This is a genomic window from Planctomyces sp. SH-PL14 (genome assembly GCF_001610835.1).
Taxonomy (GTDB): domain Bacteria; phylum Planctomycetota; class Planctomycetia; order Planctomycetales; family Planctomycetaceae; genus Planctomyces_A.
The window spans coordinates 5,658,373-5,674,590 of the sequence record NZ_CP011270.1 but is presented as its reverse complement, the minus strand read 5'-3'; the positions used below and the strand labels follow the sequence as shown (position 1 = coordinate 5,674,590).

The following is a 16,218-nucleotide window of genomic DNA, read 5'->3' as shown; positions in this document are numbered from 1 at the left end:
CCCTTGCCGCCGGAGGCATTTTTCGTTCAGGGAACTGTGCACACCACAACGGACGTTGTTCCTGTGAAGAGTCGTTTCGACCTCCCTTCCTCGCTCCTGGGAATCCTGGCCGGAAGCATCGCGGTCGCGCTGTGGCTACGAGGGGCGTCGATGGAGATCGCGATCGGCACGACAGTGGCGACGCTCGTCTACCTCATCGCAATCCGGCTCACGCGGCCCGAGGGGCGGGGGCGGATGCTCGTTCACTACGTCACCGTCTTCGGGCTGTATGGCGGATCGACGTCCCTGGTCGACGCGCTGCGGCTCCCCAGCCACGAAGGGACGCTTCTCCGGCTCGACCGGCTGTGGTTCGGTGAGACGCCGAGCGTCGCTCTGAGCGGATTCTTTTCGCCGATGATGAACGACCTGTGGAGCGGGCTGTATCTCGGCTACCACGTTTACCTGCATGTCGCGCTGATCGACGCCCTGCTCCGCTCCGGTCGCTGGCGGCGGCGGTACGGACGCGTCGTCTTTTCGGTGTTCGCGATCGGGCTGGCCGGTTACTTCCTGTTTCCGGCGCGGGGGCCGGAGGTCGCGTTCCCCGAGCTGTTCGCGTCGCCGCTGCACGGGGGAGCGCTGACGCGGCTGAACACGGAGATCGTGGCCCGGCTCGCCTCGCGGTACGACGCCTTCCCGAGCCTGCACGTCCTGGTGACCGCCGCGCTCCTGGCGTGCGACTGGCGCTGGTGCCGGACGCGGTTCCGGATCATGCTCCTGCCGGGGCTGGGGCTCATGTTCGCCACGCTGCCGCTGCGGCTCCACTTTGCCGTCGACCTCCTGGCGGGTGCCCTCCTGCTGGGCCCCGCGCTGTGGCTGCCCCTTCCGAAGGAGTCCGACGATGCCGCGTGACGTTCCTTCCTCGATGGCCTCCGGAACGCAAGCCGCTCCCGACGGGTGGGCCATCCAGGCCGCGCGCCTGCCGCTGGCGTTCGCGCAGGTCCGGGAAGATCCCCGGCTCGATGTCGAAGTCCTCGCCCGGCTGCCGCGGGGCTCGACGGTCGTCATGATCGCGTCGGGGGGCGAGACCGCGGTCGAACTGGCGCGGCTGCCGCTCGGCGAGCTGCACCTCGTCGACACGAACCCGGCGCAGCTCGCGCTCACGCGACTCAAATTCCATCTCGCGCAGTCGAACCCGTCCGAGGCCCAGGCGATCCTCGGTCACACGCCGATGGATCTCGACGAGCGGCTTGTCCGCATCGAAGAATCGCTGAGAGCGTTCGATCTGCCCGTTGAAACATTCGGCCCGCCGAAACTCGTCGCGGCGACTGGCCCGGACTATGCCGGGCGTTACGAAAAGACGTTCGCCCACCTCCGTCTGACAGTGTCTCCCGTCGCGATGGAACTCCATCAGCTTCTGAACTCGACCGACACGGCCGCAGCCTCCCGCATGGCGGCGCCTGGCACGACACTCGGGGCAGCGCTGGACGCGGCCTTCGACGAGGTCATGTCGCTGCCGAACCTCGTCGCCCTGTTCGGGACCGAGGCGACGCAGAACCCGCGGCAGCCGTTCGCGCGGCACTTTGCGGAGAGGACGCGGGTCGCCCTCGCCCGGTTCCCCGCCGCCGGGAACCCGTTCCTGTGGCAGATCTTCGCCGGCGACTTTCCGCCGGGGCAGCCGTATGACTGGTTCCTCCCCGGCTGGCCGGACGAACGGCTCGTCACCCCCGTCTGGCACCGCGGCCGGATGCGCGATGTCCTCGAAGACCGGCCGGCGGGTTCGGCGGACTTTGTGCACCTCTCGAACATCCTCGACTGGCTCCGTCCCGCGGAGGCCGAGGCGACTCTCTGCAGCGTCCGCCGGGCGCTGCGGCCCGGCGGGATGGTGCTCCTCCGCCAGCTCAACTCGACGCTCGACCCGACGTCGCTCGAGTGCGGGATCGCCTGGGACCGGGAATGGGGCCAGGCGATGGAGCTGCGGGACCGGAGCTTCTTCTATCCCTCGATCCATGTCGGGAGAGCGGTGTGACGATTCTCACGCTCACTGCCCCGCCCGCCGCGGATCTGGCCGAGGCCCTCGACCGGTTCGAGCGGCAGTTCGTGTACCCCCTCGGTCCGGGGCGAACGTTCCGCATCTCGCACGGGCGGGACTACCTCCCGTTCTTCCAGGCGATGGGGGACGCGCGGGTCCTCGTGGCGACTCAGCACGGCGCGGTCCTGGGAACGCTCGCGATTGTGACGCGGCGACTGCTGGCCGAAGGGGGCACGACCTCTCCTGCCCCGGACCAGCCCGCCGACCGGCCGGTGCACTACCTGTGCGACCTGAAGGTCTCGCCCGAGTCCCGCGGCGGCGTGGTCCTCGCCGCGCTCTTTCGACAGGCGGGCCAGATCGTCCGGGCCTCCGGGACGCACGCCTGCTACGCCGTCGTCATGGAGGGAACGGGACGGCTCCCGGTCGAATACACCGGCCGGCTCGGCGTCCCCCCCTTCGAACAGGTGGGCCGGATCGTCGTTCTGCGACTGACGCCCAGGGCCGGCGGTCTTTCTTCCGCGGACCTGCGATCGGTCGACGAACACGAGTTCACGGCCCTCCGTCAACAGGCAGTCTCGATGTCTCCTCCCGGCGTTGCGATCTTCCCACGCGACGCACTCAAGAGCGGCTCATCGCTCCGGTCGCGGCTGGCCCCGCTCCGCTGGTGCAACGAAACCAGATCGGCCGGCGGCGTAGTGGAGGACACCCTCCTCGGGAAGCGGCTGCTCGTCGGCGACAGCGACGAACTGGTCTCGGCCCATCTCTCGCGGTTCTGGTGGCAACCGGGCCGCGGCGCGGAAGGAGCCCGGTTCCTGGAGAGCGTCGCCATCCGGATGGCGGAGCAAGGCTACCCCGCCGTCTTCGCCGCGATCCCCGAGGACTGCCTCGCCGAGCTCCGTCCACATCTGGAACAAGTGGACTGCATCGAAGCCCCCGCCCGCGTCTACGGATACCAGGTCCCGGACAACGCCGACTGGTGGATCGACACCGCGGAGATCTGAGCGGCGGCGGATCCCGCGACCGCACGGACAGACCATGCGACGAGCCGAACGTCCGGCATTTCCTGCCAGCCTGGGCGCCGCGAAGTGGGATGCGATGGCGGCGGCGCGTGGATCTGGTCTATAGCGAGCCGCGCGCTGTGTCCTTGGGCAGGTCCCCCATGAAAGCTCTCGTCCTCTTCCTCTGCGTCGCGAGTACGGCTCTCGCAACAGGCTGCACAATCGACGGCGAACACGGCGGTCCCGGCATGGACTTCGACCCGTTCAACTGGGGCACCGGCGAACCCGTCTTCAGCCCCACCGACGGCTTTGGCTACCTCGACGGACAGCCGTTCGATCCGCAGAGCTGAACCGTCCGTCGTACGTTGGTGTCTTCCTCGCTTTCCATCACGCTGCCGAAGGAGGCCAGCATGTCCCGGGCACGATGCCTGGTCGCGATCGCCGCCCTCCTTCCTGGCTGCGCCGCACCACCCACGAACCCCACCGAGATTGTCGGGCAGGTCCAGCCGGGAATGGACTCGGAGCAGGCGACGGCGATCCTCGTCCATGAGGGATTCCACTATCGTGAGCTGGTCGAGCTCGGCAACTTCAAGTGTCTCCATCACCGGGACGACGGCTCGACCACGGAGCGCGAACTGCAGAACATCAACTACCTGCTGTTCACGCGAAGGGATGTCAGCGGGTGGGTCACGTCGGATCACTCGTTTGCTGTGATCCTGACCCCCGATCACAAAGTCGCGGACGTCCAGCGGAACGTCTACTACATGGGCCCGTGAGGCGGAGCGTCGGGAAGTCGAGCATCGCCACGTTTCGCCTTTCCAGGGCCGAAGCCGAACGACGAGCTGTCGAGTTGGCACGGCAGCACCTGTCTCAACTCGACACTCGCGGCTGGAGTTGGGAATGCGGTGGAGCGAAGCCCCATCCTCTTGACCCGCAGGATCACGGACGAAAAGTTCCGCAGCGATGGATCGTCGGGGTTCGATGGTTCCGCGACGACGGCGCTCTACTGGATGGCCCGGGTTCGATCGACGTCGACGTCGCCACCGGGACGGCGGAACTCGTTCAGGAATGATGGCTCGCGTTCCGGAACGACAACCGACTCCCGGCGGGTGATTCCGCCGATTTGGCGTTCGAGGCTGGCCGCCGAATGGCGTAGTACGAAGTGCTGAGTCGGATGACCCAGCAGGCGAAGGTCTTCGGCCTCCCGCTCTCCGAACTCAATCTCGCCAACCTCGATCTGGAATGCGACGTCCTGTGACCCAAGACCATGGGGCCATGCCACTTCGAAGTCGCACAAACCGACGCCTGATGTGGTTGTTCGTTGCCTTCGGCTTCTACCTCACCGCATACCTGGTCCTCTCGCGCCGAGGGTTCGCCGAGGCGGACCGCGTACAGGCGTCGGGGTTCTATTATGTCGCGCCGCGGGACACGGACGGCTGCCGGTTCTTGAACCGGACCTGCGTGCTCGTCTTCCGGCCCGTTCAGGTCCTCGACCGGTGGCTGGGAACCGGTCGGGAGCCAGCAGCGGAACCACTCTTCGGACTGAGCGGACTCGGTCCCAGGACGACCGCCGGAGGAGTGCTGGAGGCTTCGCGACCGCCCTCGTTCTCGAGCCGGACATGACGCTCCTCGGCGTGTACTACCCCAAGCCGGACTCCCTGGACCAGTCCCTGCTGTTGATTGGGTTTGCATACGTTGTGCTGTGCGGATGCGGTGCCCGGCTGAGGCTATCCGTTCCGATCTCCGCCGCGCTGATGGCGCTCTGCGGGACCGCGGCCGTGGCACCGGACCTGCTCTCGATGTTGAGCGATCCCGGAATCGTCGGTACGGGCGATCTCGCGAGGAAGATGTGCGACTGCTATCGAAGCGATGAGTTCTTCGCGATGACGGCCTACTTTGAGGTCGGACGCGGTCAGCTCATGGCCCTGGCGGGAATGTCCGCCCCGCTGCTCTTGATGGCAGCAGGCCGCGCCCGGCTCGATCATCGGCGCGCCATTGACCAGGCGTCACGATGAGGCCCAGACCGCCTTGTGGAACCGGCGTCGAGGACTTGTCGCCCGCCCTGCGACCCTGCGGATTCCGTGTGGGGGCATACGGCACGTTGTCCGCGCTTGGACACGATCTCCTTCAGACATCTCTCGACGACCGGGCCTCCGGCGGGCAAAGGGGCGTTGCCCCCTTGCATCCCCCACCAGGGTGCCCCTGGACCCGGTTCTTGGGACGCCAAACTCGAGCGCGCCGCTCCCTCGTTCCCTCTGGCCGATAAACGGACACGTTCCCTTTCTCACCAGAGACCTCCATGCCCTCCAGAACCATCCCACTATCCGACGGCCGCGAAATCCTCGTCGGTCCGCTCTCCTGGCGCGCCGCTAAACAAATCAAAAACGCCCTCATCGACCTCCTCGCCCAGGACGCCCAACGACTCCTGCCCCTCCTCGACCTCGTCCGCTCCGGCCAGCTCCCCTCCCACGACGCCCTCCAGCAGCTCGGCCGCTTCCTCGTCTCCGCCATCGATGACCTCACCGAAGTCCTCGTCCGCGGCTGCCTCGGCACCACCAGTGACAGCCCGCCCGTCGACTTCGCCACCCTCGCCTACGCCGACGTCCTCGCCCTCAGCACCGCCGCCTCCGAACTCAACGACATCGAACAACTGGTCCTCGCCGAGGGAAACGCCGTGGCGGGACGGCTCGCGAAAAGCCTGATGAGCCGTCTCGCTCCCGCCACTCCCTCCCCGACCACGCCTCCGACTGGCACCGGCTCCGCTGGGGTCAGTTCGTCGACATTGGACTTGTTCGATGGGGCTTCGCCGCCCGCGACCTGAACGACACGCCCTATGCCGACGTCATGGCCCTCTTCCAGGAGGTCCAGCGCCAGCGAGGCTACGAACTCCTCGACGCGATCAGCGTGTCGTCGATCGCCGACATGGACAAACGGGGCCAGAAGGCGGTCCTGGACCGGGCCCGGAAATTGACCGCCTGGTCGTGGGAGCCGCCGCCCAGCGTCTATGAGTCGATGCCGGACGCCGAGCGGATTGTGGCCCTGGGGAACTGTTACAGCGTCGGCGGACGGGAGTGGGCGACGAGCCATCCCGGCCAGGTGGTGTGGCTGACGGAGCGCGGCGTGAGCCTGGAAGGGGCGGCGCGGCGATACCGGGAGTGGATGACCGGGCGGATGGCGATGCTGGGCGAGACGGTCTCGACCCCGCTTGGTGGAGCTCAGCGAAGGAGACGGAAGCGATGACGACGGTCCTGTTTGCCCACGGCGACGCGGAGGTGGAGGTGAACGGTCCGCGGGGGGACCAGTCCTACACGCCGGTCCCTCGCTTTGTGCGGGGACAGAGCCAGGCGGGGCACACCTATGCGTATCAGACGAGCGATACGAACCTGCGGAACTGGTCGCTGGAGTTTCCGTTCCTGACGGACGCGGACCAGCTCAACCTGCAGGACTTTTTCGACAACGAGGTGGCGGGCCCGTCGGCCCAGTTCACGTACACGCATACGGACGGCGTGGAGCGCCCGTGCCGGTTTGTGAACACGAGCCTGCCGTTCCAGCGGGTGGGTCCGAACCAGTGGTCACTGGGGGTCACGCTGGAGGTGGACGACGCGGGCGGCTTCGTCCCATCGAGCGCCGTGAGCACCTGACCGTTGGCTCGAACGACGCGCCCGCCGGCACAGCTCCGATAGCTCAATCCCATTGTTCCACGGCATCCCGGTCCAGCGGGACGCTGGCCGCCCGAGGCATTTTCGCTGTCGAACGGCCCAAGCCGAACACAGCCTCCCCTCACGGATTCCATTCACGCCGAGGAGCATTCCCGCGTAAGACAACCGCAAGCCGAATTGAGGGGAGAGGCGGACGTGAAGTGGATCCTGATCGCGTATGGAATCATCTTCGGGATGCCGATCACGGCGGCGGTCTTCTGGTTCTGCCGCAACGATTCCGAGCACGTCGTGTGGGACTGCCGCCATGTTTACGGTGGACTCGTGACGTACCAGGCGTTGCTGTATCGCAACCCTCGGGACGTCCTGAAGGATCCGCCCGGCACCAGCTGGCGGTTCCAGATCCAGCGGTTCATCGAAGACGTCCACATGACTCCCTATGACCTGGACGAAAGGTGGACATCCGCGGAGAACCGATGGCTGCGGGACGAGCCATCCGGACCGGACTTCTTTTGCCCGCAGGGATCCAACCGGACGTCGGTCATGGCGATCACCGGTCCGGACACCTGGTGGACCGAGGGGGAGAAGCGGACCTTCGAGGAGTTGCCTCCGAGCTATGTGGTCTTCGTTCTCGGCGTCAGTTCCCAGTGCCACTGGATGCAGCCGGGCGACATTTCTCGTGACGAAGTCCCGGCGCTGCTGAAGGGCGAAGTCGGTCCGAACTCGACTCGGATCGGCTCGGCATTCTGGCTGGCGTTCGCCGACGGAACGCTGCTGCGGATACGGACCCCGGACGATCCGATGGCTCTGCAGCCGTTTCTGTCGATCACCGAGTCGGCCGCCGCCGCCCGGGAGTGGTTGGACCCCTGGGTTCTCGAGACCAGCCACGTGGACCGTTGAATCACAAGGCGGCGACCGCTCGCAGGCACCAGTTTCTCTGGCGCGACCGATTGAGCGGGCATGAGCACTTCTTTCCGCGCGATGACCGGCGTCCTCAGCATTCAGATCGACTCGTTCAAACGAGGTCTGACTGAGGCGGGCTACAGCGTTGAGAGACTGAAGGTTCAGGCGAGCGCGGCGTTTCGGGCGATCGATGTCGCGGCTGACAAGGCGAGCGACGGAGTTGAAGAATCGTCGAAGAAGATGCGCGAGGCCGTGAAGAAGGCCGCCGAAGGGTTTACGGCCGCCGTTCGTGCCGTGGACCCGGCTGTGGTGGGAATGAGCACCACCGTTGGGCGGTTCATGTTCGACACCGCTGTCAGCGTTGGAAAAATGGGGTTCGAACTCCTCAAGCTCCGGGACAACGCCCTTCTGAGCTTCACTGCTCTGACGGGAAGCGCCGAGCGGGCCAAGATCCTCTTGCGCGACCTGGAATCCTTCGCGGCCAGCACCCCCTTTGAGCTGCCGGGACTGGTCGCCTCAGCTCAGAAGTCGATCGGGTTCGGCGTGAAGGCTGAGGAGGTCATCCCCATTCTGAGGTCGCTTGGAAATGCGGCCGTCGGAGTCGGAGGTTCTCCCGAGCAGGTGGACCGCATGGTGGCCGCGCTGGGAGCCATGAAGGCGGCAGGCCAGGTCACAACCGATCAGATGCAGGCCCTGCAGGAGACGGGCGTTCCCGCCTGGGAAACGCTGGCGCAGGTGATCGGACGGTCGGTCCAGGAGACGCAACGGCTCACCGAACAGGGAGTCGTAAAGACCGATCTCGTCTTCGATGCCTTTGTCGCCGCCCTGGGGAACAGGTTTGCCGGGTTGATGGACAAACAGTCCCAGACCCTCGGCGGGATGATCGGGAACCTGGCCAAGACGTTCCAGGGTGAGGCCGCGACCATCTTTCAGCCGCTCTATGGCGCCGCAACGAACTTCCTGATCTGGGCCCAGGGCGAAAACGGCATCAACCTCGACGGAATCACCGGGAGACTCCAGGCAGTCATTGCCCGTGTGGCGGCCGCACTCGATTCCTTCCTGCGAGCGAACGGCGTGGCGAAGCACCTGCACATCCCGATGGTCCCCATCGAGACTTGCCTGGGGATGATCGCGCGGCCCTATCGTCCCTCCGTCTCCAGGAAGTTGCGGGAAACCGGCCGCGGGAGAGTCCTCGTCATCGACGACTCGGTCAACAGCGGAAAGACCTGCGACGAGATCGGGAGCCGGATCCGCGTTCCGCACTACCGTGCCGCGGCGATCGTCACCGAGGTTGGCAAGAGCCGTGTCGACTTCTGGGGGGCGGCGCTCGGCAACCCGCACTGCTTTCACTGGCAGTGGCTCGCGTGTGTTCACGCCCGGCGGTTTGTTCTCGATATGGACGGCGTCATCTGCGAGGACTGGTCGGGCGACTGGCGGGAGAAGGACGCCGAGCGGTATGCCGAGTTCCTGGAGAACGCCCGGCCGCTCCATCTCCCGCGGGTTCCGGTGATGGCGATTGTCACCGGACGGCTTGAACGGTTCCGTCCGCAGACTGAAGCGTGGCTGCGGCGGCATGGGGTCGAGTACGGGACGCTGCTGATGAACCCGGGAGAACGAAAACATGCCGAGTTCAAGGCAGACGCCTACGGGTCACTCGGGGGAGCGTTGTGCTTCGTCGAGTCGAACCGGCAGCAGGCGGCGGAGATCCACGAGCGAACGGGACGACCGGTGCTGTCTGTGGAAACATGGGAGATGCTGGGCGCGGCTCCCCTCTCGCTCCCGCCGCGGATCGGTATGGTTCCGCACGCGGAGAAGATCGCCTGAGGCTTGCCGACAAAGTCATCCTTGCCCCGGCATTGTCTCTCCGTATCGCATCCGGCATCGACCTCTCCACCGCACTCAAAGAGCGGAACGTCCTTGTGTATTGGGTCCGCCAGCGACAGCCTCGTGAGGCGTCGACGCAAAGCAGGAACCGCGCCTGCGCGGCTCGTTGAAGTGATTCTTTTCCCATCGTTGCGACGAGCCCATCGCCGCCAAGCTGCATTCTTCGTGAGCAAAGCTTGGACAGTTGGGGCGTTGGTGATCGACCGGAACTCAACGTGGTTCAACGGCAGTCAAAAACGACCAACGCAGTCTCGCGCGCTCACATGAGCACACCAGGATATCTCGGGTTCTGGGCTCGAATGGCCCCGGGACAGGGTCATGACAAGGAAGAGTCTTGAACGCTCACTTCGCGGCCGTATCGTCTCTCACCCCATTCAGTTCACGGAAGAAGTCATGGATTGCGTTACCTCATCGGATCGGGCGTGTCGCGGGCTCATCAGGATGATTCTTTTCGAACCTTGCGCGGCGGGAATGGGGAGGAACTATGTCACATCTCAGGGCATCGCTCACAGCATTGGTCACCGCAGTCTGTCTGATGGGGGCGCCCCCCAAGCAGGCGGACGCCTACTCGCTCGCCTTCTACGCCGATGCGTTGGCGACGGACGCGTACATCTACGCGTACTACGGGTACGTCTCGACGAACGTTCCGACTGCCAATGAGAGCGCGGCCTACTACTACTCGTACTACGGGTATATCTACGCCGACTATGCCTACAACTCGGGCGACTACAGCTTGCAGGACGACGCCTACCTCTACTGCTACTACGCGTCCTACTACGGGTATCAAGCATATTTCACCGACGCCCGGTCATCGTGGTGGTACTTCGCGGCGCTGTTCGATGAGTACGCGTCGGACCTCTGCTATGCCTCGTACCAGTTCAGTCCGTATGGACTCTGACGTCCTTCGCTGAGGATGCCGGTCGACGGGAGAGCCAAGCTTCCGTCGACCGCTTTGCCCCTTCATTCGTTCAAACCACCGCGCGGAGGCTCTGCCCCGACGCGGCGACACCGTGGAGACCTCGGCCACGGCGACGTGCTCCGCTCCTGTCCCCCTGTGAAAGGCGATCGATGCCGCCCTCTGCCCCGGCCCCCGCCCCCGCCCCTGCTCCCGTTCTTCGTCGAAGCCGTTGGCCGCGGCCCATCTGGCTCGTTCCGCTGGCCATGACGCTGTGTCTTGTCGCGAGCGCCCAGGAGGCTCCGCGCCCGGCGTTGCCGACGATTGCGTGGGAGTTGATTCCGCCGGCTCAGCAGTACACGCGGCTCCTGTCGATTCCGAGCGTCCGACGGGCAATCGGCGTGGAGGAGATCCCGACGGAGCTCCTCCAGGAACTCGGCGCAAAGGACGACGTCGCGCGGAAGGATGGTTCGGCTTCCAAGGAACCCGACCGAGTCCCCTCGGAGCGGCCGGATGAGAGCAGCAGCAAGCGGCTGGCGGAGAGGATCGAGGAGCGACTCGGAAAGGAAGCCGCCCGGCGGCTGGAGGAGCTGAGATATCAGTCGCTCGGGCTGAAGTTCGCCCTGCGGGCCGATCCGGGGCTGGCTCAGGAGCTGAAGGTGTCTGAGGACCAGCGGACGCGGATCGACGCCTTGCCGATCGGCGGTCTTCCGCCGCGGCTTGGCGGGGGGGATTCCAAAGAAGTCCAGGAGAAGGAGCTCGCGATCCTGGATGACACGCAGCGCGAGAAGTGGGTCGCCCGCCGCGGCCCGCACTATGAGGATCGGCTGCCGTTGCTCCTGGCCGTGCAGAGTCAGCCGCATCGGCTGCGGGTTCCTCCGTATCTGAGCGGCGCGTCGTACGCGGCCCTGCTGGTCGATCCGGCGGTGCAGGAGCATCTCAAGCTCTCGGCCGGGGACCGCACGCGGGCGGACCGGCTGGCCGGGGAGCTCAAGGAGGGGGATCGGGAGATCGCTTCGCAGCATCCGGCGGAGGTCGAGGCGGCGGAGCTGGTCAAGATGGCGGAAGAGCGTCGCACGGCGGTCCGCGAGTCGATCGCCAAGGCGCTGTCGAAGCCGGTCGAGCGACGGCTGTCGGAGATTCTGCGACAGAATCAGGGGTTGTTGCCGGGTCTGCGGGCCGATCCGGAGATTGCGCGCGGCATTGCGCTCACGCCGCAGCAGTTGCAGGAGATCGCGCTGCTGTTCCAGAGTGGGACGTTGCCGCGGCCGCCCCGGCCGACGGACGATCCGGGGGATCTGCAGGGGCAGTTCCGGGAGTATCGCCGGCGGGTGGACGACATCCTGGCGGAGGAGGTGTTGACGGAGGAGCAGCGTGAGACGTGGCGTGAGATGACGGGAGAGCCGGCGGATCTGCAGGTGTTTGTGCTTCCGTTCCTGCCGAACCTTCCGCCGGGGGTTGTGCAGGCGTCGCGCTGAGTGATGGCGCTGCCCCAAGAGCCGGGTCCAGGGGGCCCCTGGTCAGGGGGTGCAGGGGGCAGAATGCCCCTTGCCCGCCGGAGGCCTGCCCGTCGAGAGATGTCTGAAGGAGCAAGTGTCCAAGCGAGGACAACGTGCCGGATGCCCCCGTCACCAACCCGCGAGGATGCAAAGCGAGCGGTGCAGGTTGGGCGAGTCCTCAACGCGGGTTCCAGGAAAAGTGATCTGCGCTCAAAACCGAAGGAGGCCCCATCCCGCCGATGAGGAGCTTGAAAACCGACGCGGCGTTTCTGCGTATCTGTAGGAGCATTCGTCGAGGGGACGTTCCCTTCAGGGTGAGGATTGTCGGTTTGCGCCGGTCGGGGTGATGCCGTGAGTCGATCTGATTGGCTGAGGAGACCGGATCGGGCGGGACGGATTGCGATCGCGATCATGGGCTGTATTGAGGTCTGTGCGCTGGTGCTGCTGGAGCGACAGCACTGGGGATTTCTGCCGGAATGGCTGGCCTTACTTGCGGTGGTGTTGCTGCTCCTACTGGGGTTTCCCTGCGGTTGGTTGTTTGATGGGTCTCCTATCAGCGACCCATCGCTGTTTCCGATCGTCACGCTTCCGATGAATGCCTACTTCTGGGGCTATCTGGTGGAGAACGTCTCGGGGCGACCGATGCCAGTCGGAACGTCCGTCGACAAAGGGGGTGGATCTGCTCCCCGGGGTCCGGCCCCCGCGGGTCAGCCCCTCCCGTAGTGATGCCCCCAGACCGGGAGCGAGGTGGAACCGGGTGCCGCCGCTCGGAGGAGGTCCTCATCTGGACCGGCTCTTCACTTGCCGAGGCGAATCCAATCGGATTCGATGATCGCATGTCATGGAGTCTCGGGGCCTCGTGAGGATTCGTCATGGCTGCTCAGGAATGGGGGACGGGTCGACTCGGTCTTGGTCGACGTCGAGTGATCGCCCGGTTCGTCGGAATGTTGCTCTTGGGAATGGGTCTCTTGGCGACGCATCTGCGAGCGGAGAACCTCCCGAAAGTCGCCGAGATTCGGGAACGAGTCGCGAAGGCCCTCCGCGACTATGAGTCGGTTAACTGCGAGTTCACGCTCTTGGAGACGACTCCGGCTGACAGCACCGACAAGCTGGCGATCTTCGAGGGACCGGGGCGCTGGAAGTGGGCCAGGGCCGGGAAGATCGAACTGATTGAGATGGCGGCCCGGAAGACGTCGGACGGGAAGCGCTGGCATCGCGTCCGGATGGCACTCGACGGAGACCGGGTGGCGCGGGCCGACTTCTCATCGGACGATCCGAACAAGATCCTGGGCGTCAACAAGTCGGCGCTCTACGAAGAATTCGACCGGCAGTTCTCCCCGGCTCACTTCCTGGGTCTGCGGCTTTTTGAGCTGAACGAGTCGCTCCCGTCGTATCTTGAGAAGCCGAATCTTGAGGTGCTGGGTTGGGAGAAGATCGCGGGTGAGGAGTGCCTGCATCTGCGGGTTCAGCAGATCGTGGTGCGGGGGGGAGGGATGGCGGACTGCGAGGTCTGGCTGTCGCGGCAGGTCGGTTGGATTCCCCGGCGGATCCGGTCGACGATCGCCATCGCCCCGACGCTGCCGAAGATGGTCGATCTTTATGAGGTTCAGGAGTTCCAGGAGGTGGAAGTGGGGGATGAGGGGCGGAAGGCTTATTTTCCGAAGCGGGCCACGAACACGGGTCGGGGGGCGGATCGTTCCTTCACGGTGGAACGCGTCACATTAGGAGAGGCCCGTTCTTAAGCCGGGTCCAGGGGCACCCTGGTGGGGGATGCAAGGGGGGCACACCCCCTTGCCCGCCGGAGGCTTGTCTCGCCGGACACTGTCTGAAGGAGATCGTGTCCAAGCGCGGACACCGTGCCGTATGCCCCCTCACCGAGACGCGGGGGTTGGAAAGCGAGCGGTGTTGTGTGAAGCAGTCCTCAGCGCGGGGACCACAAAGGGGACGTCCGTTGTGTACCACGGTTCCTCATGGAAGTGCCTCCGGCGGCAAGGGGGCGTGGCCCCCTTGACCCCAGGCTGCCGGGCACATTGGGTTTGAGCTATGGGCGCTGCGCCGGCGAGGACGCGGTTCTCTTGCTGGCGCTGCCTTGATTGCCACCGAACGGGCGTTCATGCTGACTACGCGGATCGGGCACGAACTTCGGCGCGGCTTGCGATGTCTCGACTCCACCGCTCCCCTCTCCCGCCAGGGCCACGTGCATGTCTCCCCCCCTCCCCGATCCCGGCCCCACGCCCGCTCTCATCGGCATCGACCTGGGAACCACCCACTCCCTCGCCGCCGTCATGACCGCCCACGGCCCCGCGCTCATCCGCAACGCCCTCGGCGAAGTCCTCACCCCCTCCATCATCGGCTTCGACGAACAGGACCGGCTCCACGTCGGCCGCACCGCCCAGGAACTGCAGGTCACCCGCCCCGACCGCTGCGCCGCCGTCTTCAAACGCCACATGGGGACCGACCGCACCCTCAAGCTCGCCGGCAAAACCCTCACCCCCGTCGAGCTCTCCAGCCTCGTCCTCCGCTCCCTCAAGCAGGACGCCGAAGCGTTCCTCGGAACTCCCGTCGAACGGGCGGTCATCACCGTCCCCGCCTACTTCAACGACAACCAGCGGAACGCCACCATCGAGGCGGCCCGCCTCATCGGCCTCGACGTCGCCCGCATCCTCAACGAGCCGACCGCGGCCGCCATCGCCTACGGCCTGCATGAGTCCGGCGACGACAAGACGGTCCTCGTCGTCGATCTCGGCGGCGGCACCTTCGACGTCTCGGTCGTCCAGTTCTTCGAAGGGACGCTGGAGATCCGGGCCTCCTCCGGGGAGACCTTCCTGGGGGGCGAGGACATCACGGGGGTCCTGGCGACCCGAGTCCTCCAGCAGCGGGGGATCGCGCTCGAGCGGGCCGAGATGGAGTCGCCGCTGCTGGTCTCGCGGCTCCGCAGGGAATGCGAGATCGCCAAGCGGCAGCTCTCGCGGCAGTCCACGTACGTCATCGCGGTGCCGGGGAAGACCGGCGAGATCGGCGACGGAGCACCGCAGGTCACGGTGACGCGGGCGCCTGGCAGAAGGACTTTTCCGATGGAGGCGAGTCATCGCCCGAACAGAAGTCCGCGCCTCCGGCCCGCCCGTTCGAGTCGCCGCCGGGTCGACCGGAACCCGATGTGGGTGACGCCGCCCGGGGGGCGTGGAAGGTGGCGGCGGGTGGAAACTGGGAGGAGGCATGGCGGCAGCTGGGTGGCCTCGACCGGTGGTCACCCGAGGTCGCCGACCGGGTCCACTGGCTCCAGATCCTGCGGCCGGAGCTGGCCGACCCCAATCCCCCTCCGCCCGCTCCCCGCGAGGACGGGCCTCACACGGTCCCGGTGACGGAGGCCCTGCGGAGGATCTTCCTCGACGAGATGCGGCGGAGTCCGGAGGTGGCCTACTCGCTGAAGGCGGACGCGTGGTGGCGGGCGCCGCTCTCGCGGTCGGAGCGGGTCGAGTTCCTGCGGGCCCGGTGGACAGTCGCGGCGCGGGTCGATGCCTTCCGGCTCATCGAGGGGGATGTCGACCGGGGGCGGTGGTTTCTCCGAGATGAACGGAACAGCTGGTTCGACCTTGTGGTGATGGGAATCGGGCTGAGCTGGACCAGTTGCCACCCCGAAGCGGAGCGGTGTCGTCAGCGGCTGGAGACGGTGCTGCGCGAGCTGGCGGACCTCCAGTTCGCTCACTCCACGATGCTGGAGAAGCTGGACCTGACGCGGTTCCTGTCGCGGCATCTGATGGGTATTCCGGGGCGTCACTACGAGGCCCTGATGCGGCTGGGAATGCGCGGCCTGTTCTGCAGCACGGTCGAGACGCGGGACGAACTGGAGGGGGAGATCGCGGTGTGGGCCCGGGGGCCGCTGGCGGGACTGGCGCAGCTCGACGCGCTCGGGGAGCGGGATCTCGTCTTTCCCTGGCTGCTGGGCAGGCAGGTGTCTCGGTACGCGGCGGAGCGAGGGTTGGAGGAGGCGCATCCGGGGACCGACTGGGTCCTGGCGCGGCTGGAGGGGGAGGACGAGCTGGCGACGGCGCTGGGGCGTGCGAGCGTGCGGGCGCGGGGAGAGGAGTACGTCAGCGACGTGCGGTTGCTGCTCCTCTCATTCTGTCTTCGCGAGGGGATCCGTCTGGGTCACGTTCTCGACACGGCGGCGGGGGTGACGGTGAAGGGGGTGCCGCAGTTCGAGCCGCTGTGCGATGCTCTGCGGAACGACGTGGCGTTGTTCGCAGTGACCGAGGGGGTGCTGGCATTCTGGAAAGTCGGATGAGCGTGGCCAGCTTGCCGTGACCGGCTCACGTCTCTCTCAAGAGAAACGGTCGTGCGCTATCGATGGGGCGATGCGACGGCCATCCCGATG

At 66.2% G+C, this 16,218-nt stretch carries 18 protein-coding genes; all 18 read left to right on the top strand.

What is annotated here, in order from left to right:
- Positions 1–63 precede the first annotated feature (63 nt).
- The 18 genes from VT03_RS21690 to VT03_RS34790 all read left to right on the top strand — a co-directional run bounded on the left by VT03_RS21690 (position 64) and on the right by VT03_RS34790 (position 16,128).
- On the top strand, positions 64–888 hold the full coding sequence (locus VT03_RS21690) for a phosphatase PAP2 family protein (protein WP_075094934.1): 825 nt from the start codon (positions 64–66) through the stop codon (positions 886–888).
- On the top strand, positions 878–2,005 hold the full coding sequence (locus tag VT03_RS21685; protein WP_075094933.1) for a DUF3419 family protein: 1,128 nt from the start codon (positions 878–880) through the stop codon (positions 2,003–2,005). The genes VT03_RS21690 and VT03_RS21685 overlap by 11 nt, the downstream gene beginning before the upstream one ends.
- The gene (locus VT03_RS21680) at positions 2,002–3,009 is read left to right on the top strand and encodes a hypothetical protein (RefSeq protein WP_075094932.1); all 1,008 of its coding nucleotides are present in this window, start codon (positions 2,002–2,004) and stop codon (positions 3,007–3,009) included. Before VT03_RS21685 ends, VT03_RS21680 begins: the two co-directional genes overlap by 4 nt.
- 158 nt (positions 3,010–3,167) lie before the next feature.
- Complete coding sequence (locus VT03_RS21675) at positions 3,168–3,356, top strand: hypothetical protein (protein ID WP_075094931.1); 189 nt, start codon at positions 3,168–3,170, stop codon at positions 3,354–3,356.
- A 60-nt stretch (positions 3,357–3,416) separates the two neighbouring features.
- Positions 3,417–3,782, top strand: a complete 366-nt coding sequence (locus tag VT03_RS21670) for a hypothetical protein (RefSeq protein WP_075094930.1) — start codon at positions 3,417–3,419, stop codon at positions 3,780–3,782.
- A gap of 532 nt (positions 3,783–4,314) precedes the next feature.
- Positions 4,315–4,629: a hypothetical protein gene (locus tag VT03_RS21665; RefSeq protein ID WP_075094929.1), complete on the top strand. Its 315-nt coding sequence runs from the start codon at positions 4,315–4,317 to the stop codon at positions 4,627–4,629.
- Entirely contained in the window at positions 4,626–5,021 is a 396-nt protein-coding gene (locus tag VT03_RS21660) for a hypothetical protein (RefSeq protein ID WP_075094928.1), read from the top strand. The genes VT03_RS21665 and VT03_RS21660 overlap by 4 nt, the downstream gene beginning before the upstream one ends.
- Before the next feature lie 284 nt (positions 5,022–5,305).
- Positions 5,306–5,827, top strand: a complete 522-nt coding sequence (locus VT03_RS21655) for a hypothetical protein (protein ID WP_075094927.1) — start codon at positions 5,306–5,308, stop codon at positions 5,825–5,827.
- 23 nt (positions 5,828–5,850) lie between these two features.
- A complete protein-coding gene (locus VT03_RS21650) occupies positions 5,851–6,246 on the top strand; it encodes a hypothetical protein (RefSeq protein WP_075094926.1) in 396 nt (131 codons plus the stop codon).
- Complete coding sequence (locus VT03_RS21645; RefSeq protein WP_075094925.1) at positions 6,243–6,647, top strand: hypothetical protein; 405 nt, start codon at positions 6,243–6,245, stop codon at positions 6,645–6,647. The genes VT03_RS21650 and VT03_RS21645 overlap by 4 nt, the downstream gene beginning before the upstream one ends.
- 213 nt (positions 6,648–6,860) lie before the next feature.
- Entirely contained in the window at positions 6,861–7,562 is a 702-nt protein-coding gene (locus VT03_RS21640) for a hypothetical protein (protein WP_075094924.1), read from the top strand.
- Between the two features lie 60 nt (positions 7,563–7,622).
- Positions 7,623–9,389: a tape measure protein gene (locus VT03_RS21635; protein ID WP_075094923.1), complete on the top strand. Its 1,767-nt coding sequence runs from the start codon at positions 7,623–7,625 to the stop codon at positions 9,387–9,389.
- A 595-nt stretch (positions 9,390–9,984) separates the two neighbouring features.
- The gene (locus VT03_RS21630; protein WP_156514681.1) at positions 9,985–10,347 is read left to right on the top strand and encodes a hypothetical protein; all 363 of its coding nucleotides are present in this window, start codon (positions 9,985–9,987) and stop codon (positions 10,345–10,347) included.
- A gap of 263 nt (positions 10,348–10,610) precedes the next feature.
- A complete protein-coding gene (locus VT03_RS21625; protein WP_156514680.1) occupies positions 10,611–11,822 on the top strand; it encodes a hypothetical protein in 1,212 nt (403 codons plus the stop codon).
- 372 nt (positions 11,823–12,194) lie between these two features.
- Positions 12,195–12,566, top strand: coding sequence for a hypothetical protein (locus VT03_RS21620; protein WP_156514679.1), 372 nt, complete (start codon positions 12,195–12,197; stop codon positions 12,564–12,566).
- A 245-nt stretch (positions 12,567–12,811) separates the two neighbouring features.
- Complete coding sequence (locus VT03_RS21615) at positions 12,812–13,585, top strand: hypothetical protein (RefSeq protein WP_156514678.1); 774 nt, start codon at positions 12,812–12,814, stop codon at positions 13,583–13,585.
- Positions 13,586–14,044: 459 nt separating this feature from the next.
- Positions 14,045–15,205 (top strand): Hsp70 family protein, encoded by a 1,161-nt coding sequence (locus tag VT03_RS21610; RefSeq protein ID WP_075094918.1) that lies wholly within the window; start codon positions 14,045–14,047, stop codon positions 15,203–15,205.
- A gap of 50 nt (positions 15,206–15,255) precedes the next feature.
- Positions 15,256–16,128, top strand: coding sequence for a hypothetical protein (locus VT03_RS34790; RefSeq protein WP_231870492.1), 873 nt, complete (start codon positions 15,256–15,258; stop codon positions 16,126–16,128).
- Positions 16,129–16,218 lie beyond the last annotated feature (90 nt).